The organism is Variovorax sp. Root434 (assembly GCF_001426595.1).
GTDB lineage: Bacteria > Pseudomonadota > Gammaproteobacteria > Burkholderiales > Burkholderiaceae_C > Variovorax.
The window spans coordinates 54,866-74,137 of sequence record NZ_LMEK01000009.1 but is presented as its reverse complement, the minus strand read 5'-3'; the positions used below and the strand labels follow the sequence as shown (position 1 = coordinate 74,137).

Here is a 19,272-nt window from a genome sequence, read left to right as displayed (position 1 = left end):
ATCGATATGTCATTGCAACGAGGTCGCCGATAGCATGCGAAAGGCGATTCCGGACAGCACCGAGCAAGTACTTCTTCCTTTCTCAAGGGGTTTCCAATGGCTGGACCTGCACTTTCCTCCGGGCCTGACTCGCCCCGGGTTGCCGAGCTCGACCGCGCGCTCGACAAGATCGGTGTCACGCGCTCGCATCACACGATCATCTTTCTGATCCTGATCGGTTGCCTGTTCGACAGCTTCGAGCAGAACGCCGTCGGCATCGTGGGGCCCATGCTGCGCCAGCAGTGGGGCCTGAGCGCATCGGACATCGGCCTGCTGAACACCGTCACCTTCACCTGTGCGGCGATCGGGCGGATCGTTTCGGGCTTCATTGCCGACCGCTACGGACGCCGCGTGATGCTGTCGCTCGATCTGCTGCTGTTCACGCTCGGCGCGGGCGTCTGCGCGACGGCGCCGAACTTCACGGTGATGGCGCTCGGGCGCGCCATCGTCGGCTTCGGACTCGGCGGCGAGATTGCCATTGCGGTGACCATGCTGGCAGAGTTCTGCTCGACCAGATTCCGCGGCACGGCTGTGGGGCTGGTGAACGTGGGGGCGGGCGGCCTCGGCAACTTCCTCGCGCCGGGCTTCGGCCTGCTGGTGTTCTGGATGTTCCCGGGCGACAACGCGTGGCGCTGGCTCTTTGCGTGCCTCATGGTGCCGGCGCTGCTCGGCGCGTTCTATCGCCGCTACATTCCGGAAACGCCGCGCTTCCTGCTCTCGCAGGGCCGCGTGAAGGAGACGAACGCGGTGCTGTCGCGGCTGGCGTCGGGCCGGCTCTCGGCGAAGAAGGTACCGCAGCAGAAGTACATCAACGAGGACGGCGCGGACGCGCAGCCCGCGAAGGTCAAGGTGCGCGTCACCGAGATCTTCCGCGGTGCGCTGGCGCGGCGCACCATCCCACTGTGCATCACGATCTGGATGACCTACGGCGCGCAGATCTCGGTGCTTACGCTGATGCCGACCATCCTCGTCACGCTGGGCTACAGCATGTCGAAGAGCCTGGTGTTCACGATGGTGATGCAGGGCGGCAGCCTGCTCGGCGCCATTGCGGCGTCGCTGCTGGGTTTTCACTTTCCGCGCAAGCGCGTGCTGACGGCCGGCGCCGTGTGCGCCTGCCTGGCGGCCCTGACGATCGGCTTCGTGGCCAAGAGCATCGCCGTGATCCTCGTTGCGGGCGCGGTGTTCCAGTTCTTCGTGCTGCTGCTGAACACGACCATCTGGATCTTCGCGCCCGAGCTCTACCCGACGCGCGTGCGGGCCTTCGGCACTGCCTTCATCCTGGCCACGGGCACCGCGGCGGGCGCGTTGATGCCGCTCGTCGCCGGGCGCCTGTTCGATGCCTTCGGCCTCGTCGGCGTGTTCGGGCTGGCGGCCGGCATGTACGCGGTCTTCGTGATCAGCGTGCAGAGCGTGCCGGAAACCTACGGCCAGTCGCCCGACGCACTGCCCCTGCCCGGTGAAGGCCGGGCCACCGACGCCACCCCGGCCGCCAAGATCGCGCAGCCGGGTTGAACTTCCAGAAAGCCTCTTGCATGACGGACATCCTGCTCATCAACCCCAACTCGTCGAGCGCCACCACGGAGATGATGGCGAAGATCGCCAACGGCGAGGCCCCTGCGGGCTGCCGCGTGACCGGCCGCACCGCCACGGGCGGGCCCTCGATGATCGTCAACGAGCAGGAGCTCGAGGCCGCCGCCGCCGAGGTGCTGAAGGTGTGGCGCGAGGCTGGCGCTGCGCGCTGGGACGGTGTGATCGTCAGCGCCTTCGGCGACCCGGGCATCGACCTCGTGCGAGCGAACGCGAGGGTGCCGGTGGTCGGCATCGCGGAGGCGTCGATGCGCGAGGCGAGCGATGGGTATCGGCGCTTCGGCATCGCCACGGTGACGCCCGAGCTGGTGGCACCCATCGAGCGGCGCGCTCGTGCGCTCGGGTTGCTCGGGCTGTACGCCGGCACCCGCCTGACACAGGGCGACCCGCGCGAACTGGCGGCCGAGCCGCAAGCGCTGGAGGACGCGCTGGCACGGGCCGTGCAGCGCTGCATAGACGAAGACGGCGCGCAGGCCGTGATCATCGGCGGCGGCCCGCTGGGCCAGGCCGCGCTGGCGCTGGCACCGCGCTTCGGCGTGCCGGTGATCGCACCGATTTCCGCCGCGATGCGGCAGCTGTGTGCGCGACTCGAAGTCGCGTCCTGAACACGAGGAGCAAGACATGAGCACGAGCACGGCGGCAAATCCGGGCGCATCTGCAGCGGCGTCCGGCACGGGCGTGGACTCGCTCGCGGAACGCGACCTGACCTTCAGGCGCATCGTCTGGCGCCTGATTCCCTTCCTCACGCTGGTGTGGTTCCTGGCGTGGATCGACCGCGTCAACGTCGGCTTCGCGAAGCTTACGATGATGAGCGACCTGCAGTGGTCCGACGCCATCTACGGCGCGGGTGCGGGCGTGTTCTTCATCGGCTACTTCTTCTTCGAAGTGCCCAGCAACATGCTGCTGCAGAAGTTCGGTGCCAAGAAGACCATCATGCGCATCACCATCGGCTGGGGCGTGGTGTGCGTGCTCATGGCCTGGGTGAAGACACCGCTGCAGTTCTATGCGCTGCGCTTCCTGATGGGGGCGTTCGAAGCGGGCCTGCAGCCCGGCGTGATCCTGTACCTGACCTACTGGCTGCCCGCGCACCGGCGCGGCAAGGCGCTCGCGTTCTTCGTCTCGGCTTCGGCGCTGTCGCTGATGTTCGGCAGCCCGATCGCCGCCTACCTGATGGAAGCGCTCGGCGGCGTGGGTGGCTTTCGCGGCTGGCAGTGGCTGTTCGTGATCGAGGGCATTCCATCGATCGTGGCGGGGGCCGTGGCGTACTTCGTCCTCAGCGATCCGCCCGCCAAGGCACGCTGGCTGAGCGCGCGGCAGAAGGCGCATGTCGATAGCGAACTGGCGCTCGAAGCCAGGAGCCTGGGCCACCGCGAGCACAGCTTCCTGGCATCGATGCGCAACCCGCAGCTCTGGGTGCTCACGCTGATCTTCTTCTGCATCGTGGCGGGCAATGCCACGCTGGTGTACTACGGGCCGAGCATCGTGCGGGAGGTCGGCGTGAACGACATCAAGACGCTGGGCTGGGTCATGGCGGGCATCTACGCCTGCGGCTGGATCGGGATGATCGGCAACGGCTACCTCTCGGACCGGCGCAAGGAGGTGAAATGGCACACGGCCATCGCGGCCGGGCTGGGAGCGCTGGGCCTGCTGCTCACGGCCTACTTCCTGGGCCAGAAGAACATGGCCGGCGTGATCGTGTCGCTGGCGCTGTCATCGGCCGGCACGATGGGCTCGATCCCGATCTATTGGCAGATACCGAGCCGCTACCTGTCGGCCACGGCGCTGGTGGTGGGCCTGGCGTTCATCAATTCGGTGGCCAACCTCGCGGGGTATTTCTCGCCGCAGCTGCTGGGCTACCTGAAGAGCAGCACGGGGCAATATGCGCAGGGCCTGACGATCATCGCGGCGGTCGAATGCATGGCGACGGTGCTGATCGTGCTGTTCGTCTCGCGCGAGAAGGCGCGCAGCCCCGCGCCGGGGGCGTGACTGGACGAGCGCTGCCCGCTACGGCGGCGGCTCGCCCGAGCCGGGCGTCAACTGAAAGAGACTGACGGGATCAGCCGACTTCGGCGATCAGCTCGATCTCCACGCAGGCTCCCATCGGCACCTGCGCCACGCCGAAGGCGCTGCGTGCATGCGCGCCCTTTTCGGGGCCGAAGACTTCGGCGAAGAATTCGCTCGCGCCGTTGGTCACGAGGTGCTGCTCGGTGAAGGTGCCGACCGAGTTCACGAGGCTCATCACCTTGACGATGCGCTTGACCTTGTTCAGGTCGCCCACGGCCGCGTGCAGCGTGCCGAGCAGGTCGATGGCGATGGCGCGTGCGGCTTGCTTGCCTTCCTCGGTGCTGATGTTGGCGCCGAGCTGGCCGGCCCAGACCTTGCCGTCCTTCTTCGCAATGTGGCCCGAGAGGAACACGAGGTTGCCGGTCTGCACGAAGGGCACGTAGGCGGCCGCCGGGGCGGCGACCGGGGGCAGGGTGATGCCGAGGCTGGAAAGTTTGTCGTAAACGCTCATGGAGACTCCTTGTCTTGGGAAGGCGATTGTGTCTGTGTTTGCGGCAGGCCCTCGACCACTTCCCCCACGGGCTGCACGGTCACGCCGACCCGCAGCGTGTGCCTGGCGCCGCCATGGAGTACGCCGCGCATCGGCGACACGTCGGAATAGTCGCGGCCAATGGCGAGCGTGACGTAGTCCTCGCCCGGCTGGCGGCCGTTGGTGGGATCGAAATCGGCCCAGCCGCCCGCGCTCTCGGGACCGTCGTCCTCGCCCTTTCCGGGCAAGTACACCGACACCCAGGCGTGCGACGCATCGGCGCCCACCAGCCGGGGCTGGCCGGGCGGCGGCTGCGTCAGCAGATAGCCGCTGACATAGCGCGCGGGCAGGCCCATGGTGCGGAAGCACGCGATCATGATGTGGGCGAAGTCCTGGCACACACCCTTGCGCTGCGCGAGCGCCTCGACAGCGGGGGTGTTGATCTCGGTGCTGTCGGCGTCGTACGCGAAGTCTTCGTACATGCGCTCGGTGAGGTCCATCGCCACGTCGAAGGTGGGGCGGCCGGGCACGAAGCTGGCGCGCGCATAGGCCGCGAAGTCGCCGTGGCGCGGCACGTAGGGCGAGGGAAAGACGAACTCCGAAGCCGCATCGAAGGTGGCGTCCTTGCGGAAGCGGAAGCGCTCGCGCACGGCCTCCCACGGCAGCTCGCGCGCCACGGCGGGCGACAGCACGGGCTCCGAGGTTTCGACCACGCTCTCGGCCGTGACGACGAGCCGGTCGTGCGTGGCTTCGAGTGCGAAGAAGGCGCGCGTGTTGCCGTACAGGTCGGCCAGCTCGTTGCGCTGCGCAGGCGCCGGCTCGATGGCAAGCCGGTGGCTCACGAGCCGCTGCGAATCGGTGGCCAGCGGCTTGAGGTGGGCGAGGTGCTGCGCGGTCTCGACCGGCGGCGAGTACTCGTAGCGCGTTTCGTGGGTGACGTGAAGCAGCATGATCGACAGTGCCCGTTGCGTGGATCTACTTGGCCTCGGCGCCGAAGTGCGAAGCGTAGATCTTCGCGTAGGTGCCGTCGGCCCGGATGCCTTCGAGGCCCTGGTTGATCCTGGCCAGCAGTTCGGCGTTGCCCTTCTTCACGGCAATGCCGTACTTCTCGACCGGAAAGCCTGCGTCGCTCACGGTCTTGAAACCGCCCGCGGTGTTGTTCGCGATGTAGTGCACCACCACGCCGTTGTCTGCCACCACGGCCTGCACGCCGCCGGCCTCGAGTTCCTTGAGCGCGAGCGGCGTCGATTCGAAGCGCTTGATGGCGGTGCTCGACTTGCCCAGCAGCTTGCCCACGACCTCGTCGCCGGTGGTGCCGTTCTGCACGCCGACCTTCATGTCCTTGATGTCCTCGAATTTCGCGACGGGCGAGTCGCTCTTCACGGCGATCAGCTGCCTGGCGTCGAAGTAGGGCTGCGAGAAGTCCATGGTCTGGCGGCGCTCGTCGGTGATGGTGATGGCCGACACCAGCAGGTCGCGGTCGCCCTGGTCGAGCGCATTGAAGATGCCTTCCCACGGCGTGTTGACGAACTTCACCTCGAAGCCCGCCTTCTGCGCGACCGCCTTCACCACGTCGATGTCGAAGCCCACGATCTCGCCCTTGTCGTTCTGCGATTCGAAGGGCGTGTAGGCGGCGTCGGTGCCGACCACGAGCACGCGCGCGGCGGCCGGTGCTGGCGGGGCGCTTGCGGCGGTTGGCGTGGCGGGTTCCTGCTTGCTGCAGGCGGCGATGGCAAGGGCCACGCACAGGCCGGCGGTGGTGAGTGCGAAGCGGCGGTTGATGGTGACGCGGTGGGGCATGGCGGTGCTACTCCTTGAACTTATTGTGGAACGCCGCGGAACCGGCTTTGCCGGGCCGCAGGCGTTGCCCCCAGCGAGGGGGTGTGCGCAGCGACACGAAGTGCGCGAAGCATGGGGGAGTGCCTGTTCACGCCCCGACGGAGCGCAGCGATTCGGAGGTCAGCGTGAAGTAGCGTGTGCCGATGGCGTCCGACACATGGTAGGCCGCTGTCTCGCAGTTGGCGAGCAGTTCGGCGAGGGCCGGATAGTTGCCGTGAGGCCCCGTGGCGCAGAGGTGTTCGAGCGTCCAGCTGGCCGGGTCGGACAACTCGTACGACAGCGCCGTCAGCTTGCCGGGCGCACTGCCGGCCAGCCGCGCGATGCGTCCGCGCAGCGTCTGCGTGACCCATGCGAGCGAGCGCGGGTTCTCGGCGTCGAGCACCAGCAGGTCGACCATGGTGGCGACGTCGCGGCGCTGCTGGTAGCGGGCATGGAAGGTGATGGTGCTGTCGAACAGCGCCACCATCGCCTCGAAGCCGCTGACCTCGTGCACGGCGCCGTTCTCGAAGCCGGCCTCCAGGGCGTTCGACAGGAAGCCCAGGCGTTCGATATGGCGGCCGATGGACAGCAGGCGCCAGGCATCGTCGCGCGTCATGCGGTCGGTTTGCGCGCCGGTCATGGCGGCCAGCGCGGTGCTGGCGGATTCGAGGGCGCGCAGCGCGGCGCCGGTGGCAAAGTTGCCTTCGCCGGCCTGCTCGGCCGCGCGGCGCAGGAAGTCGGTCTCGGCGCGCACGATCTGGTTCCAGTTGTCCTGCGACAGGCGTTCGCGCACGGCGGCCGCGGCCTGCCGGATGCACCTCAGGCTGAAGCCCACGCTGCCGCCGCGCTCCACGTCGCCGAGTTCGGCGATCAGTGCGCGTTCGAACACCCGGCGCGACTTCGGCGCGCTGGGCGCCTCGGCGGGCACCAGCGCATTGCGCAGTGCCATGCGGTGCAGCCATTCGAGCAGCGGGCGCGACGACTGGTCTTCGCTGCCCAGCAGGTTGAGCGTGAGGCGCGCGAGGCGCACGGCGTTCTCGGCGCGCTCGGTGTAGCGCCCGAGCCAGAACATGTTCTCCGCGGCGCGGCTGGTGACGGGCGCGCGGTGCCGCGCGAGCGAAGCCGGCGTGGCGTGCGGCTGCAGCAGCGTGGTGCGGTCGACCTCGCCATGGGTCTGCACCCACACGTCGGCGCTGCTGCCGCCGCGCTGCATCGAAGCGATCTGCGCGTCGGGGCCCGCGAGCCGGGCCAGGCCGCCGGGCAGCACGCGCCACGACTGCGCGCCGTCGCTCACCGCGAACACGCGCAGCAGCACTGCGCGCGGCGCGATGTGGCCCGGGCCCATGTCGTTGGCCCAGGTGGGCATCTGCGACAGCGGCAGATAGCCCTGCACGGTGTGGCCGTCGCCTTCGCGCACGATGCGGCCGGCCCATTCGTCGAGCTCGCGCCGCCCGAGCTGGCTGCCGAGCACGGCGTCGAAGCTGGCGTGGCCGTCGAAACCGGGGTAGGTGGGCTTGATGGCGCAGTCGGCCAGTTGCGGCAGCACCGATTCGAGCGCCGCGCGCTCGCCGCACCACCAGGTGGGCAGCGCGGGCAGCTTGAGCTTCTCGCCGATCAGGCGGCGCGCCAGCCCCGGCAAAAAGCCGAGCAGCGCGGGCGATTCGAGGAACGCCGAGCCCGGCATGTTGGCCACCAGCACATTGCCGGCGCGAATGGCCTGCAGCAGGCCGGGCACGCCGAGCGTGGAATCGGGGCGCAGCTCCAGCGGGTCGAGGAACTGGTCGTCGAGCCGCTTGATGAGGCCGTGCACCGGGCGCAGGCCCTGCAGCGTCTTGAGGTACAGCCGCTGGTCGCGCACCGTGAGGTCGCTGCCCTCGACCAGCGTGAGGCCCAGGTAGCGCGCGAGGTAGGCGTGCTCGAAATAGGTTTCGTTGTACGGGCCGGGCGTGAGCAGCGCGATGTGCGGCGGCACGCCGGCCGGGCACATGCGCTGCAGGCCTTCCATCATGGCGCTGTAGGTGGCGGCCAGGCGCTGCACGTGCAGCGCCTCGAAGGCCTGCGGAAACTGCCGCGTGATGGCCAAACGGTTCTCGAGCAGGTAGCCCAGGCCCGAAGGCGCCTGGGTGCGCTGCGACACCACCCACCAGTTGCCGTCGGGGCCGCGCGCGAGGTCGAAGGCCGCGATGTGCAGCCAGGTGTCGCCCGGCGGCTTCACGCCGTGCAGCGCGCGCAGGTAGCCGGGGTGGCCGCGCACCAGGGCCGGCGGAATGAGCCCTTCGGCCAGCAGCTGCTGCGGACCGTAGACGTCGGCCATCACGCGGTCGAGCACGCGCACGCGCTGCAGCACGCCGGCCTCGATCTGGCTCCAGCTCTCGGGCGAGACGATCAGCGGGAACAGGTCGAGCGACCAAGGCCGCTGCGGGCCGTTGGCGTCGGCGTACACGTTGTAGGTGACGCCGTTGTCGCGGATCTGGCGCTCGAGGCTGGCTGCACGGCGGGGCAGGTCGCTGAAGCCGTCGGGGCCGAGCTGGTCGAAGAAGGCGTTCCAGGCGGGCGTGAGCGGCGGTTGTTCGCCGGGCGGGGCCTGTGTCTGCGTCTGGGACTGCGATTGAGACTGGCCGGGCGCCACCGGCCGTTCCCCGGCGGTGTCATAGAGCGGCGCAGCGGCGGCAGGCACGGCTCCCGCCGCCGGCCGCACGGGCGCAGCCGCCGTGGCCGCTCCGCGCAGTTCATCGAAATGACCGGGCAGGGCCGGAGGGGCGAGCGCCGACGCCAGGGCCGCTGGAAACTCCAGCGCCTCGGCGTCGAACAGGGATTCGTTCAAAGGTTCCACAGGGGTGGATTGTCACACTGCCGTCACGGGGTGTCCGTTTGGGCAGTGTGCCGGATGACCCCCTACCGCCGCAGGTCCAGCGTGAACGGGAATTCGCGGCTGCCCGGCAGCTCGATGGTCGCCGGGGGCGTGCGCATGAGCCCGGGCGTGTGTCCGGTGCGGGTGAAGCGCGAATGGCGGCGGCTTTCGGCCTCGTAGGCGTTGACCGGGAAGGTGTCGTAGTTGCGCCCGCCCGGGTGGGCGACGAAGTACTGGCAGCCACCCAGCGAGCGCTTCATCCAGGTGTCGACCAGGTCGAAGGTCAGCGGCGCATGGGCCTTGATGCTCGGGTGCAGCGCCGAGGGCGGGTTCCAGGCCTTGTAGCGCACGCCCGCGACGAATTCGCCGGTAACGCCAGTGGGCTGCAGCGGCAGCACCTTGCCGTTGACGGTGACGACGTGGCGGCTTTCGTTCAGGCCGGTCACGCGCACCTCGATGCGCTCGAGCGACGAATCGACATAGCGCACCGTGCCGCCGGCCGAGCCTTCCTCGCCCATCACGTGCCAGGGCTCGAGCGCGTTGCGCAGCGACAGCTCCACGCCCATCGCCTGCATCTGGCCCACGAGCGGGAAGCGGAACTCGAAATGCGGCGCGAACCAGTCGGCGTCGAAGGCGTAGCCGGCCTGGCGCATCTCGCTGATGACGTCGTCGAAGTCCATCTTCACGAAGGTCGGCAGCAGGAAGCGGTCGTGCAGCTCGGTGCCCCAGCGGGTGACGGGGGCCTTGTAGGGTTCGTCCCAGAAGCGGGCCACCAGCGCGCGGATCAGCAGTTGCTGCGCGATGCTCATGCGCGCATGCGGCGGCATCTCGAAGGCGCGCAGCTCCAGCAGGCCGAGGCGGCCGGTGCTCGAGTCGGGCGAGTAGAGCTTGTCGATGCAGAACTCGCTGCGGTGCGTGTTGCCCGACACGTCGATCAGGATGTTGCGCAGCGTGCGGTCGACCAGCCATGCGGGCATGTTGGCGCCGTAGATCTCGCGGTTCTTCGCGATCTCCTTCAGCGCGATTTCCAGTTCGTAGACCTGGTCGTTGCGCGCCTCGTCCACGCGCGGCGCCTGGCTGGTCGGGCCGATGAACATGCCCGAGAACAAATAGCTCAGCGACGGGTGGTTGTGCCAGTACAGCAGCAGGCTGGCCAGCAGCTCGGGCCGGCGCAGGAAGGGGCTGTCGGCCGGCGTGGCGCCGCCCATCACGAAGTGGTTGCCGCCGCCGGTGCCGGTGTGGCGGCCGTCGGTCATGAACTTCTCGGCCGACAGGCGGGTTTCGAACGCGGCGTTGTAGAGGAACTCGGTGTGATCGACCAGTTCCTTCCAGTTGTGCGCCGGGTGGATGTTGACCTCGATCACGCCCGGGTCGGGCGTGACGGCCAGCATCTTCAGACGCGGATCGCGCGGCGGCGGATAGCCTTCCATCACGATGCGCATGCCGAGTTCGCGCGCGGTGGCTTCGACGGCCGCGACGAGGTCGAGGTAGTCCTCCAGGCGCGCGAGCGGCGGCATGAAGACGTAGAGCACGCCCGAGGCATTGCCCTTCTTCTCGGCCGCGGGGCCGTTGGCGCGACGCGGGTCGCGTACCTCGACGCACAGCGCGGTGCGCGTGACCCAGTGGGCCGATTCGCCGCGCAGTGGCTGGCGCGTGGTGGTGGACGACTTGTCGGCAGCATCGTCGGCGGCCGTGGCTGCGTCGCCTTCGCCTGCACTGCCCGGCGCCTGCATGCGCAGCGAGGCCGGCACGACGGGCGGCGTGCCGAAGGCATAGGGAACGGCGCCGCGGTCACCCTCCGCACCGCCTGCCGCCACGGCATAGCGCGCACTGTAGTCGGCCGCGCTCGGCAGTGCGCCGCGCGGCGCGGTCGGGTCGCGCTCGATCAAGTAGGGATAGTCGCCTTTGCTCGCCCACGGCTGCGAGTCGAGCGGCAGGCGGTAGCCCATGGGCGAGTCGCCCGGGATCAGGTAGAGCCGGTCGTCGCGCAAGAACCAGGGCCCGGTCTTCCAGCCGGGGCCGGCGAGCGCGGGTGCATCGCTGTTTGCGTTGCCGGGCTCGATGGGCAGCATGTAGCCGATCACCGCGTCGAGCTTCTGCGTGAACACGCGGCGCAGGCGCACGCGTTCGAGTTCGTCGTCGAGCTTCGACTCGAAGGGGTCGACGTTCACCGGCAGGCGGCGTTCGCGCCAGAGGTAGTAGTAAATGTCTTCGTAGCCGGGCTGGATGTAGCGCTCGGTCAGGCCGAGCTTGTGCGCCAGCACGGTGGTGAAGCGGCGCGCGTCCTCGCTCGTGTACTGCGTGGGAAAGCGCTCGTCGGCGAAGAGCTCGGGGTCGTGCCACAGCGTCTGGCCGTCGGCGCGCCAGAAGATCGACAGCGCCCAGCGCGGCAGCTGCTCGCCCGGGTACCACTTGCCTTGGCCGAAATGCAGGAAGCCGCCCTTGCCGTACTCGGCGCGCAGCTTGTGCACGAGTTCGGTGGCGTAGCCGCGCTTGGTGGGGCCGAGCGCGTCGGTGTTCCATTCGGGCGCGTCGCGGTCGCTGGTGGCCACGTAGGTGGGCTCGCCGCCCATGGTGAGGCGCACGTCGCCGGCCTTCAGGCGCGCATCGACGGCGTCACCCAGGGCCAGCACTTCGGACCATTGCTCTTCGGTGTAGGGCTTGGTGACGCGCGGCGATTCGTAGATGCGCGTGACCTTCATTTCATGGCCGAACTCGACCTCCGACTCATCCACGCCGCCCTCGATGGGCGCGGCGCTCGACGGCGTGGGCGTGCAGGCCAGCGGAATGTGGCCTTCGCCGGCCAGCAGGCCCGAGGTGGCGTCGAGGCCGATCCAGCCTGCGCCCGGCAGGAACACCTCGCACCAGGCGTGCAGGTCGGTGAAGTCGACCGTGGTGCCGCTCGGGCCGTCGAGCGCCTTCACGTCGGGCGTGAGCTGGATCAGGTAGCCCGAGACGAAGCGTGCGGCCAGGCCCATGTGGCGCAGCAGTTGCACCAGCAGCCAGCCCGAGTCGCGGCAGGAGCCGCTGCCGCTGGCGAGCGTTTCTTCCGGCGTCTGCACGCCGGGCTCCATGCGGATCAGGTAGTTGACGTCCTGCTGCACCTGCTGGTTGATGCCGACCAGGAAGTCGATGGTGCGCTGCTCCTTGCGGTCGACCTTGTCGAGGTAGGCCTCCAGCAGCGGAGTGACCGGGTCGGCCACGAGATAGGGCGCGAGCTCTTCGGCCTGCGAGGCCGTGTACTTGAAGGGGAAGTTCTCGGCCTGCGGCTCGAGGAAGAAGTCGAAGGGGTTGTAAACCGCCATCTCGACCACGAGGTCGACCGTGACCTTGAATTCGCGCGTCTTCTCGGGAAACACCAGCCGCGCCTGGTAGTTGGCGAACGGGTCCTGCATCCAGTTGACGAAGTGCTCGGCCGGCTCGACCCGAAGCGAGTACGAGATCACGTTGCTGCGGCAATGCGGCGCGGGCCGCAAGCGCACGACCTGTGGGCCCAGCTGCACCGGGCGGTCGTATTTGTAGTGGGTGACGTGGTGGAGAGCGGCGTGAATGGACATGCGTTTTTATGTGCAGTGCTGCGAGATTGCATCGAAAAGATGTCTCTTGTGAGACGCATACTAGCCCAGTTGCAAAGCAATTAACGCGCCACTGAGCGTGACTTTGGGGAGGGTTTGCATCATGGGTTCGGGAGTTTCTCGTTGACGCCGTTTCGCGCGTCCGGCGCCGCCGCGGGCAGATCGTGGGTGTTCGCGGCGCTGTGTGGTTCGCTGCTCGGTGCGGTCCTGCAGTTGCAGCAGGCGGGGCTTTGGCGGGCATGGGTGTATGCGGGTTTGCTGCTCGTGGCCGGGGCCGGCCTGTGGTGGCGGCGCCTGTCGGGCCGGGGGCTGTTGATGGCCTCGCTCGTGTGCGGCGCAATGGCGGGTGCGGGGCTTGCGGGATGGCGCGCCGCCGTCTACGCGAGCGGTGCGCTGGACCCGGCGCTCGAAGGGCGCGACCTGCAGGTCACCGGTGTCGTGTCGGAGATGCCCCAGCGCAGCGAGGGCGGGACGCGGTTCCGTCTGGATGTCGAGTCTGCGGGCTGGGCCGACCCCGGGGAGGAGGGGCGGCCCACCGTGCCTGATCGCATTGCCCTCGGCTGGTATTCGGAAGGCTCAGGCCTGTGGGATCGGGCGTCCGAAGGCCGGACGCCGTCGGCCAGCACCGTTGGCTCCCTCCACGCCGGCGAGCGATGGCGCCTGACGGTGCGCCTGAAGGCGCCGCACGGCAACCGCAACCCCCACGGCTTCGACAGCGAACTCTGGATGTGGGAGCAGGGCCTGCGCGCCGGCGGCCATGTGCGAACCGGCGCGCGCGATGCGGCGCCCGCGCTCGTTGCGCCTACGCGGCGGCATCCCATCGAGCGCGCACGCGAAGCCGTGCGCGACGCCGTCTTCGAACGCGTGCCCGACCGCGCCCAGGCAGGCGTGATCGCGGCCCTGGTCACCGGCGACCAGAGCGCCATCGACCGCTCGGGCTGGGACGTCTTCCGCGCCACGGGCGTGGCGCACCTGATGTCGATCTCCGGCCTGCACGTCACCATGTTCGCCTGGCTGGCCGCGCACGTCGTCGGCCTGCTCTGGCGGCGCAGCGCGCGGCTGATGCTGCGCGTGCCCGCGCAGCAGGCCGCGCTGGTGGGCGGCGTGCTGCTCGCCACGCTCTATGCGCTGTTCAGCGGCTGGGGCGTGCCTTCGCAGCGCACGGTCTGGATGCTGGCGGCGGCCGCGCTGCTGCGCCTCACGGGCCGGCGCTGGCCCTGGCCGCATGTGTGGCTGTTGACGGCGGCCGTGGTGGTCGCTCTCGATCCCTGGGCCTTGATGCAGGCGGGTTTCTGGCTCAGCTTCGTGGCGGTGGGCGTGCTGTTCGCCACCGACGCCGGGGTGCCCGGAGAGCGGAAGGCCGGCGCGTCTTTCCGGCTGCTCCAGTTCCTGCGCGAGCAGTGGGTCATCACGCTCGCGATCACGCCGCTCAGCCTGCTGCTGTTCCAGCAGGTTTCGCTGATCGGCCTGCTGGCCAATGCGGTGGCGATCCCCTGGGTCACGCTGGTGATCACGCCGCTGGCGATGCTCGGCGTGGCCGTGGCGCCGCTGTGGGACCTGGCGGCCCGCGCCGTGCAGGTGCTGGCGCTGCTGCTGCAATGGCTGGCCGGACTGCCGTATGCCACGCTCTCGGTGGCCGCGCCGCCCTGGTGGATGGCCGCCTGCGGCGTGGCCGGTGGCGCGCTGCTGGCCATGCGGCTGCCCTGGTCGCTGCGCACCCTCGGCATTCCACTGCTGCTGCCGGTGCTGCTGTGGCAGGCACCCCGGCCCGCGGCGGGCGAATTCGAACTGCTCGCTGCCGACGTCGGCCAGGGCAACGCGGTGCTCGTGCGCACCGCGACGCACAGCCTGCTCTACGACGCCGGCCCGCGCTACAGCCTGGAAAGCGATGCCGGCCATCGCGTGCTCGTGCCGTTGCTGCGGGCGTACGGCGAGCGCCTCGACACGCTGGTGCTGAGCCATCGCGACCTCGACCACACCGGCGGCGCGCCCGCGGTGCTCGCGATGCAGTCACAGGCCGCGCTGCTGAGTTCCATCGAGGCCACGCACCCGCTGCAGGCGATGCGTGCGGCGCGGCGTTGCGAAGCGGGGCAGGCCTGGAGCTGGGACGGCGTGCGCTTCGAGGTGCTGCATCCGTTCGACACCGACTACCGCGGCTTCACCAAACCCAATGCGGTGTCGTGCGTGCTGCGCATCGACAGCGGCCGCGCCGTGGCGCTGCTGGCCGGCGACATCGAGCGGCTGCAGGAGACCGCGCTCGTCACGCGCACGCCGGAATTGCTGCGCGCCGACGTGCTGCTGGCGCCGCATCATGGCAGCAAGACCTCGTCGAGCCCGGCGTTCCTCGACGCGGTGAAGCCGCGCATCGCCATCGTCCAGGCGGGGTACCGCAACCGCTTCGGCCATCCGGCGCAGGAAGTGGCGGCGCGCTACCTGGAGCGTGGCGGGCAGTTGGTCGAGAACACCCGGTGCGGCGCGGCGCACTGGAGCAGCGTGCGCCCCGGGGACGTGGCCTGCGAGCGTGAGCGGAACGCGCGATATTGGCAGCACAGCCTGCCCTGAAGCCGGCTCAGGATTTTCGGGGGGAGGCCGTTGTTCCTGCCATGATCTGGGGGCTTGCATCAGGCCGGAAAAAAAGTCGCTCGACCCGTACGCGGCCCCGACATAAGGGGTTCTACTGGCCCTGAACTTGCTAAGCTATAGCTCAAGGAGATTGGTCGTCCCATGCACAAATTCGACGAGATGTATGAGCAGTTGCCCTATGCGGGGGCTGCGATCCGACAGCACTACAAGCGCTACGACCAATGGCTCGCGAAGCAACCCGGTGAGGTGATGCGTTCGCGGCGTGAAGAGGCGGAAATGATTTTCCGTCGGGTCGGTATCACCTTCGCGGTGTATGGCGCGAAGGATGAAGATGGCTCCGGCACCGAGCGGCTCATCCCGTTCGACCTGCTGCCTCGCATCATTCCGGCCCACGAGTGGGAGAGCATGGAAAAGGGGCTGGTGCAGCGCGTCACGGCGCTCAACCGCTTTCTTCATGACGTCTACCACGACCAGGAAATCATCAAGGCCGGCATCATCCCGGCCGAGCAGATCCTGAACAACGCGCAGTTCCGCCCCGAGATGATGGGCGTCAACGTGCCGCACAACGTCTACTCGAACATCTCGGGCATCGACATCGTGCGCGCGCCCGATGCCGAGGGCAACGGCGAGTACTACGTGCTCGAAGACAACCTGCGCGTGCCCAGCGGCGTGAGCTACATGCTCGAGAACCGCAAGATGATGATGCGGCTCTTCCCCGAGCTGTTCAACCAGAACCGCATCGCGCCGGTCGCGCACTACCCAGACCTGCTGCTAGAGACGCTGCGCGCCAGTGCGCCGCCAGCCACGGCTGAGCCCACGGTGGTGGTGCTCACGCCGGGCATGTACAACAGTGCCTACTTCGAGCACGCCTTCCTCGCGCAGCAGATGGGCGTGGAGCTGGTCGAGGGACAAGATCTGTTCGTCAAGGACAACTTCGTCTACATGCGCACCACGCGCGGGCCGAAGCGCGTCGACGTCATCTACCGCCGCGTGGACGACGACTTCCTCGACCCCGAGGTGTTCCGCCCCACGTCCACGCTCGGCTGCGCCGGCCTGATGCGCGCCTACCGCGAAGGCAACGTCGTCATCTGCAATGCCGTGGGCACCGGCGTGGCCGACGACAAGTCGATCTACCCGTACGTGCCGAAGATGGTCGAGTTCTACCTCGGCGAGAAGCCGATCCTGAAGAACGTGCCCACCTACATGTGCCGCAACAAGGACGAGCTGCAGTACACGCTCGACAACATGAAGGACCTGGTCGTCAAGGAAGTGCACGGTGCCGGCGGCTACGGCATGCTGATCGGACCGGCCGCCACGCAGGCCGAGATCGAGGACTTCAAGAAGGCCGTGATCGCCAAGCCCGACGGCTACATCGCCCAGCCCACGCTGAGTCTGTCGACCTCGCCCACCTTCGTGGACGCAGGCATCGCGCCGCGCCACATCGACCTGCGCCCCTTCGTGCTCTCGGGCAGCGAGGTGCAGATGGTGCCCGGCGGCCTCACGCGCGTGGCGCTCAAAGAGGGGTCTCTGGTGGTCAACTCGTCGCAGGGCGGCGGCACCAAGGACACCTGGATTCTCGAAGCCGACCGCGTGCCCAAGCCCAAAGCGGCGCCCGCTCAGTCGCAAAGCCAATCGTAGTAGGAGCACCACCGATGCTGTCACGCACCGCCGACCATCTCTACTGGATGTCCCGCTACACGGAGCGCGCCGAGAACACGGCGCGCATGCTGGACGTCAACTACCAGACCTCGCTCCTGCCGCAGTCCGCCGAAGTCGCCAAGTACGGCTGGCAGGGCGTGCTCTCCATCAGCGAGCTGCTGCCCTGGTACAACAAGAAGTACGACCAGATCGCGCCCAAGGAGGTGATGGAGTTCATGGTCAAGGACGAGAGCAACGCCTCGTCGATCGTGTCCTGTCTCAAAGCCGCACGCGAGAACGCCCGTGCCGTGCGCGGCGCGCTCACCACCGAAGCCTGGGAAACGCAGAACACCACCTGGCTCGAAGTGAACCGCATGCTGCGCGCAGGCGACTTCGAGCGCGACCCGGGCCAATTCTTCGAATGGGTCAAGTTCCGCTCGCACCTCTCGCGCGGCGTCACGCTAGGCACCATGCTCCAGGATGAGGCGTTTTATTTCTCGCGCCTGGGCACCTTTTTGGAGCGCGCCGACAACACCGCGCGCCTGGTCGACGTGAAGTTCCACGCACTCAACAGCGAGTTCTTCGGCACCGCGACCGAGGAAGACCAGGAGTACGACTTCTATCACTGGAGCGCGATCCTGCGCAGCGTCTCGGCCTTCGAGGTCTACCGCAAGGTGTACCGCGACGTGATCAAGCCCGAGCGCGTGGCCGAACTGCTGATTCTTCGCGCCGACATGCCGCGCTCGCTGCACGCGAGCCTGGTCGAGGTGGTGAACAACCTCGCGAAGGTGCAGAACGAGCAGAGCGCCGAAACGCAGCGCCGCGCCGGCAAGCTGCTGGCCGACCTGCAGTACGCGCGCGTCGACGAGATCCTGGCGACCGGGCTGCACGCGTACCTCACGCAGTTCCTCGACCGGGTGAACGAGCTGGGCGGGCGCATCAGCCAGGACTTCCTGGTTCCTGCGCACTGAGCGCGGCCCCGGCCGTCCTCAGCGCGAGAACGACTCGACGGCCACCGGTATCTGCGGCGCCTGCCAGCGGTAGGCGCCGCCCAGCACATTGCGCTCGGGCCTTTGCCCGCTCCACTGGATGTGGAGCAGGTCCATCAGCGCCCACCCCGTCCAGTCCGCGCGAAACGGTTGCTGCTGCGCCTCGGCCGTAGGCAAGGGCTGCCGGTTGCGCCACACCACGGCCGGAATGCGATAGCCCGATGCGGTCGATGGGCTGTGGCCGGCGCGGTCGCTGACGTGGCCCACTTCCTGGCCGTGATCCGAGAGGTACATCCACGCGCGGTAGTCGCCAGGTTTGCCCGCGGTGCGTGTTTGCTGCAGCAGCTCCGACACCACGAAGTCGTGATACAGCAGCGCAGCGTCGTACTCCTGGCGGAAGCGGCGCACCCAGGCCGAGCGGCCGTCTTTCACGAGGCCGTTCTCGACCGCGTCGACATCGTCGTCGAAGGGATTGGCGTTCTCCGGAAAGCGCAGGCTGTAGTGCGGATGCGCGCCCATCAGGTGAACGACGATGAGCTTGCGGTCGGTGCTCGCATCCTGCAGTGCCTCCTGCACGCAGTCGAGGATCTCGCCGTCGAGCGAGGCGCTGGCGCGGCCCGGCGTGCGGTTGACCATGTCCACCACGTCGGCGAGGCGCGCATGCTGCTGCTCGATGGCGAGGTCGTCGTGGTTGCTGATCCACCAGACCTTGTAGCCCGCGGCGCGCGCCAGCGCCAGCACATGCGGCGGGTTGTCGCTGTCGGGCAGGCCGAAACGGAACATGTTGCGCAGTGCGGGCAGGGTGCTGGCGTCGACCGACCATGCGTTCTTCAGCACCGCCATCTGCCCTCCGGTCTGCGCCCTGTGCGCCAGCAGGCGCGGCGTGGTTGGGCGGCCGTAGCCGTACAGGGCCATGTTGTCGCGGTTGATGCTGTCGGTGATGACCAGCACGACGGTGGAGGGGCCTGCCTGCGATATGACGGGCGCGATGCTCCTGGCCTGCGCCATCAGGCGGTCGCGCTGTGTCTGCTGGTCAGCCCAGGCGGAGCGCAGCGTGTGGACGGAGTTCGCCCACTGCGTCCAGAAAATCGCGGGATGCAGCCGGCGCCAGGGCTTGCTTGCATAGGCCGCGCATGCGGCGAGCAGCAGCAGCGCGAGCAGCGCCACGGCCCATCGCGCGGGCCGGGCAGATGGGGCCATCGCACCGCGCCGCGCGAACATGCCCACGAGCGTGCCCGCAACGGCCAGCACGGCACACCACACGGCCGCGGAGCGCCAATGCATCCACAGGTATTCGGTGCCTTCGCGCGCGTTGGTGTTGGCTGCGGCGCCGAGCACCATCGCGCTGTCGGGCGCGGCCTGGTAGGTGTCGAGCAGGTAGGCGCGCACTGTACCGTCGAGCGCGAAGCCCATGGCCCAGAGCCAGACCAGCAGGGTGCGCAATCGCCGCATCTGCGTGCTGCGCAATGGCCACGCGAGCCACAGCACCATGGGCGCTGCAAGCACCGCGAGCTGCGCGATGCGCCGGCCGTCGTGGCCCAGCGCGATGAGCGCCAGCAGTGTTGCACCTACTACGCCGCAGGCGGGCAGGGCATTGCGCGGCGGGGAGGGACGGGTGGTCAAGCAGGTAGCGCGGGAGGTCGGGGCGGGCGCATTCTG

The 19,272-nt window shown here is 68.6% G+C and carries 12 protein-coding genes; 6 read left to right on the top strand and 6 right to left on the bottom strand.

Features of this window, described 5'->3' with window-relative positions; all coding sequences use genetic code 11:
• Positions 1-96: 96 nt before the first annotated feature.
• The 3 genes from ASD05_RS09795 to ASD05_RS09785 are packed head-to-tail and all read left to right on the top strand — an operon-like array spanning position 97 to position 3,612.
• Entirely contained in the window at positions 97-1,551 is a 1,455-nt protein-coding gene (locus tag ASD05_RS09795; RefSeq protein ID WP_056591055.1) for an MFS transporter, read from the top strand.
• A gap of 20 nt (positions 1,552-1,571) precedes the next feature.
• Positions 1,572-2,231: an aspartate/glutamate racemase family protein gene (locus tag ASD05_RS09790; RefSeq protein WP_056591049.1), complete on the top strand. Its 660-nt coding sequence runs from the start codon at positions 1,572-1,574 to the stop codon at positions 2,229-2,231.
• 16 nt (positions 2,232-2,247) lie between these two features.
• Complete coding sequence (locus tag ASD05_RS09785; protein WP_056591142.1) at positions 2,248-3,612, top strand: MFS transporter; 1,365 nt, start codon at positions 2,248-2,250, stop codon at positions 3,610-3,612.
• A 70-nt stretch (positions 3,613-3,682) separates the two neighbouring features.
• On the opposite strand, the gene ASD05_RS09780 is transcribed toward ASD05_RS09785, so the two are convergent.
• From ASD05_RS09780 to ASD05_RS09760, 5 genes are all read right to left on the bottom strand, one after another.
• Positions 3,683-4,141 (bottom strand): RidA family protein, encoded by a 459-nt coding sequence (locus ASD05_RS09780; protein ID WP_056591047.1) that lies wholly within the window; start codon positions 4,139-4,141, stop codon positions 3,683-3,685.
• Positions 4,138-5,109, bottom strand: coding sequence for a transglutaminase family protein (locus ASD05_RS09775; RefSeq protein ID WP_056591040.1), 972 nt, complete (start codon positions 5,107-5,109; stop codon positions 4,138-4,140). The genes ASD05_RS09780 and ASD05_RS09775 overlap by 4 nt, the downstream gene beginning before the upstream one ends.
• Positions 5,110-5,134: 25 nt before the next feature.
• Complete coding sequence (locus tag ASD05_RS09770) at positions 5,135-5,959, bottom strand: basic amino acid ABC transporter substrate-binding protein (protein ID WP_056591037.1); 825 nt, start codon at positions 5,957-5,959, stop codon at positions 5,135-5,137.
• A gap of 127 nt (positions 5,960-6,086) precedes the next feature.
• Positions 6,087-8,810: a circularly permuted type 2 ATP-grasp protein gene (locus ASD05_RS09765; protein WP_056591034.1), complete on the bottom strand. Its 2,724-nt coding sequence runs from the start codon at positions 8,808-8,810 to the stop codon at positions 6,087-6,089.
• A gap of 62 nt (positions 8,811-8,872) precedes the next feature.
• Entirely contained in the window at positions 8,873-12,385 is a 3,513-nt protein-coding gene (locus ASD05_RS09760) for a DUF2126 domain-containing protein (protein WP_056591032.1), read from the bottom strand.
• 141 nt (positions 12,386-12,526) lie between these two features.
• Here ASD05_RS09760 and ASD05_RS09755 point away from each other — a divergent pair, with 141 nt between their 5' ends.
• From ASD05_RS09755 to ASD05_RS09745, 3 genes are all read left to right on the top strand, one after another.
• Entirely contained in the window at positions 12,527-14,965 is a 2,439-nt protein-coding gene (locus ASD05_RS09755) for a DNA internalization-related competence protein ComEC/Rec2 (RefSeq protein WP_056591030.1), read from the top strand.
• Positions 14,966-15,127: 162 nt separating this feature from the next.
• Positions 15,128-16,624 (top strand): circularly permuted type 2 ATP-grasp protein, encoded by a 1,497-nt coding sequence (locus ASD05_RS09750; protein WP_056591025.1) that lies wholly within the window; start codon positions 15,128-15,130, stop codon positions 16,622-16,624.
• A gap of 14 nt (positions 16,625-16,638) precedes the next feature.
• The gene (locus ASD05_RS09745; RefSeq protein ID WP_007831588.1) at positions 16,639-17,595 is read left to right on the top strand and encodes an alpha-E domain-containing protein; all 957 of its coding nucleotides are present in this window, start codon (positions 16,639-16,641) and stop codon (positions 17,593-17,595) included.
• Positions 17,596-17,613: 18 nt separating this feature from the next.
• Here the strand turns inward: ASD05_RS09745 and ASD05_RS09740 are convergent, their stop codons facing one another.
• Complete coding sequence (locus ASD05_RS09740) at positions 17,614-19,236, bottom strand: phosphoethanolamine transferase (protein ID WP_056591021.1); 1,623 nt, start codon at positions 19,234-19,236, stop codon at positions 17,614-17,616.
• Positions 19,237-19,272: the final 36 nt, after the last annotated feature.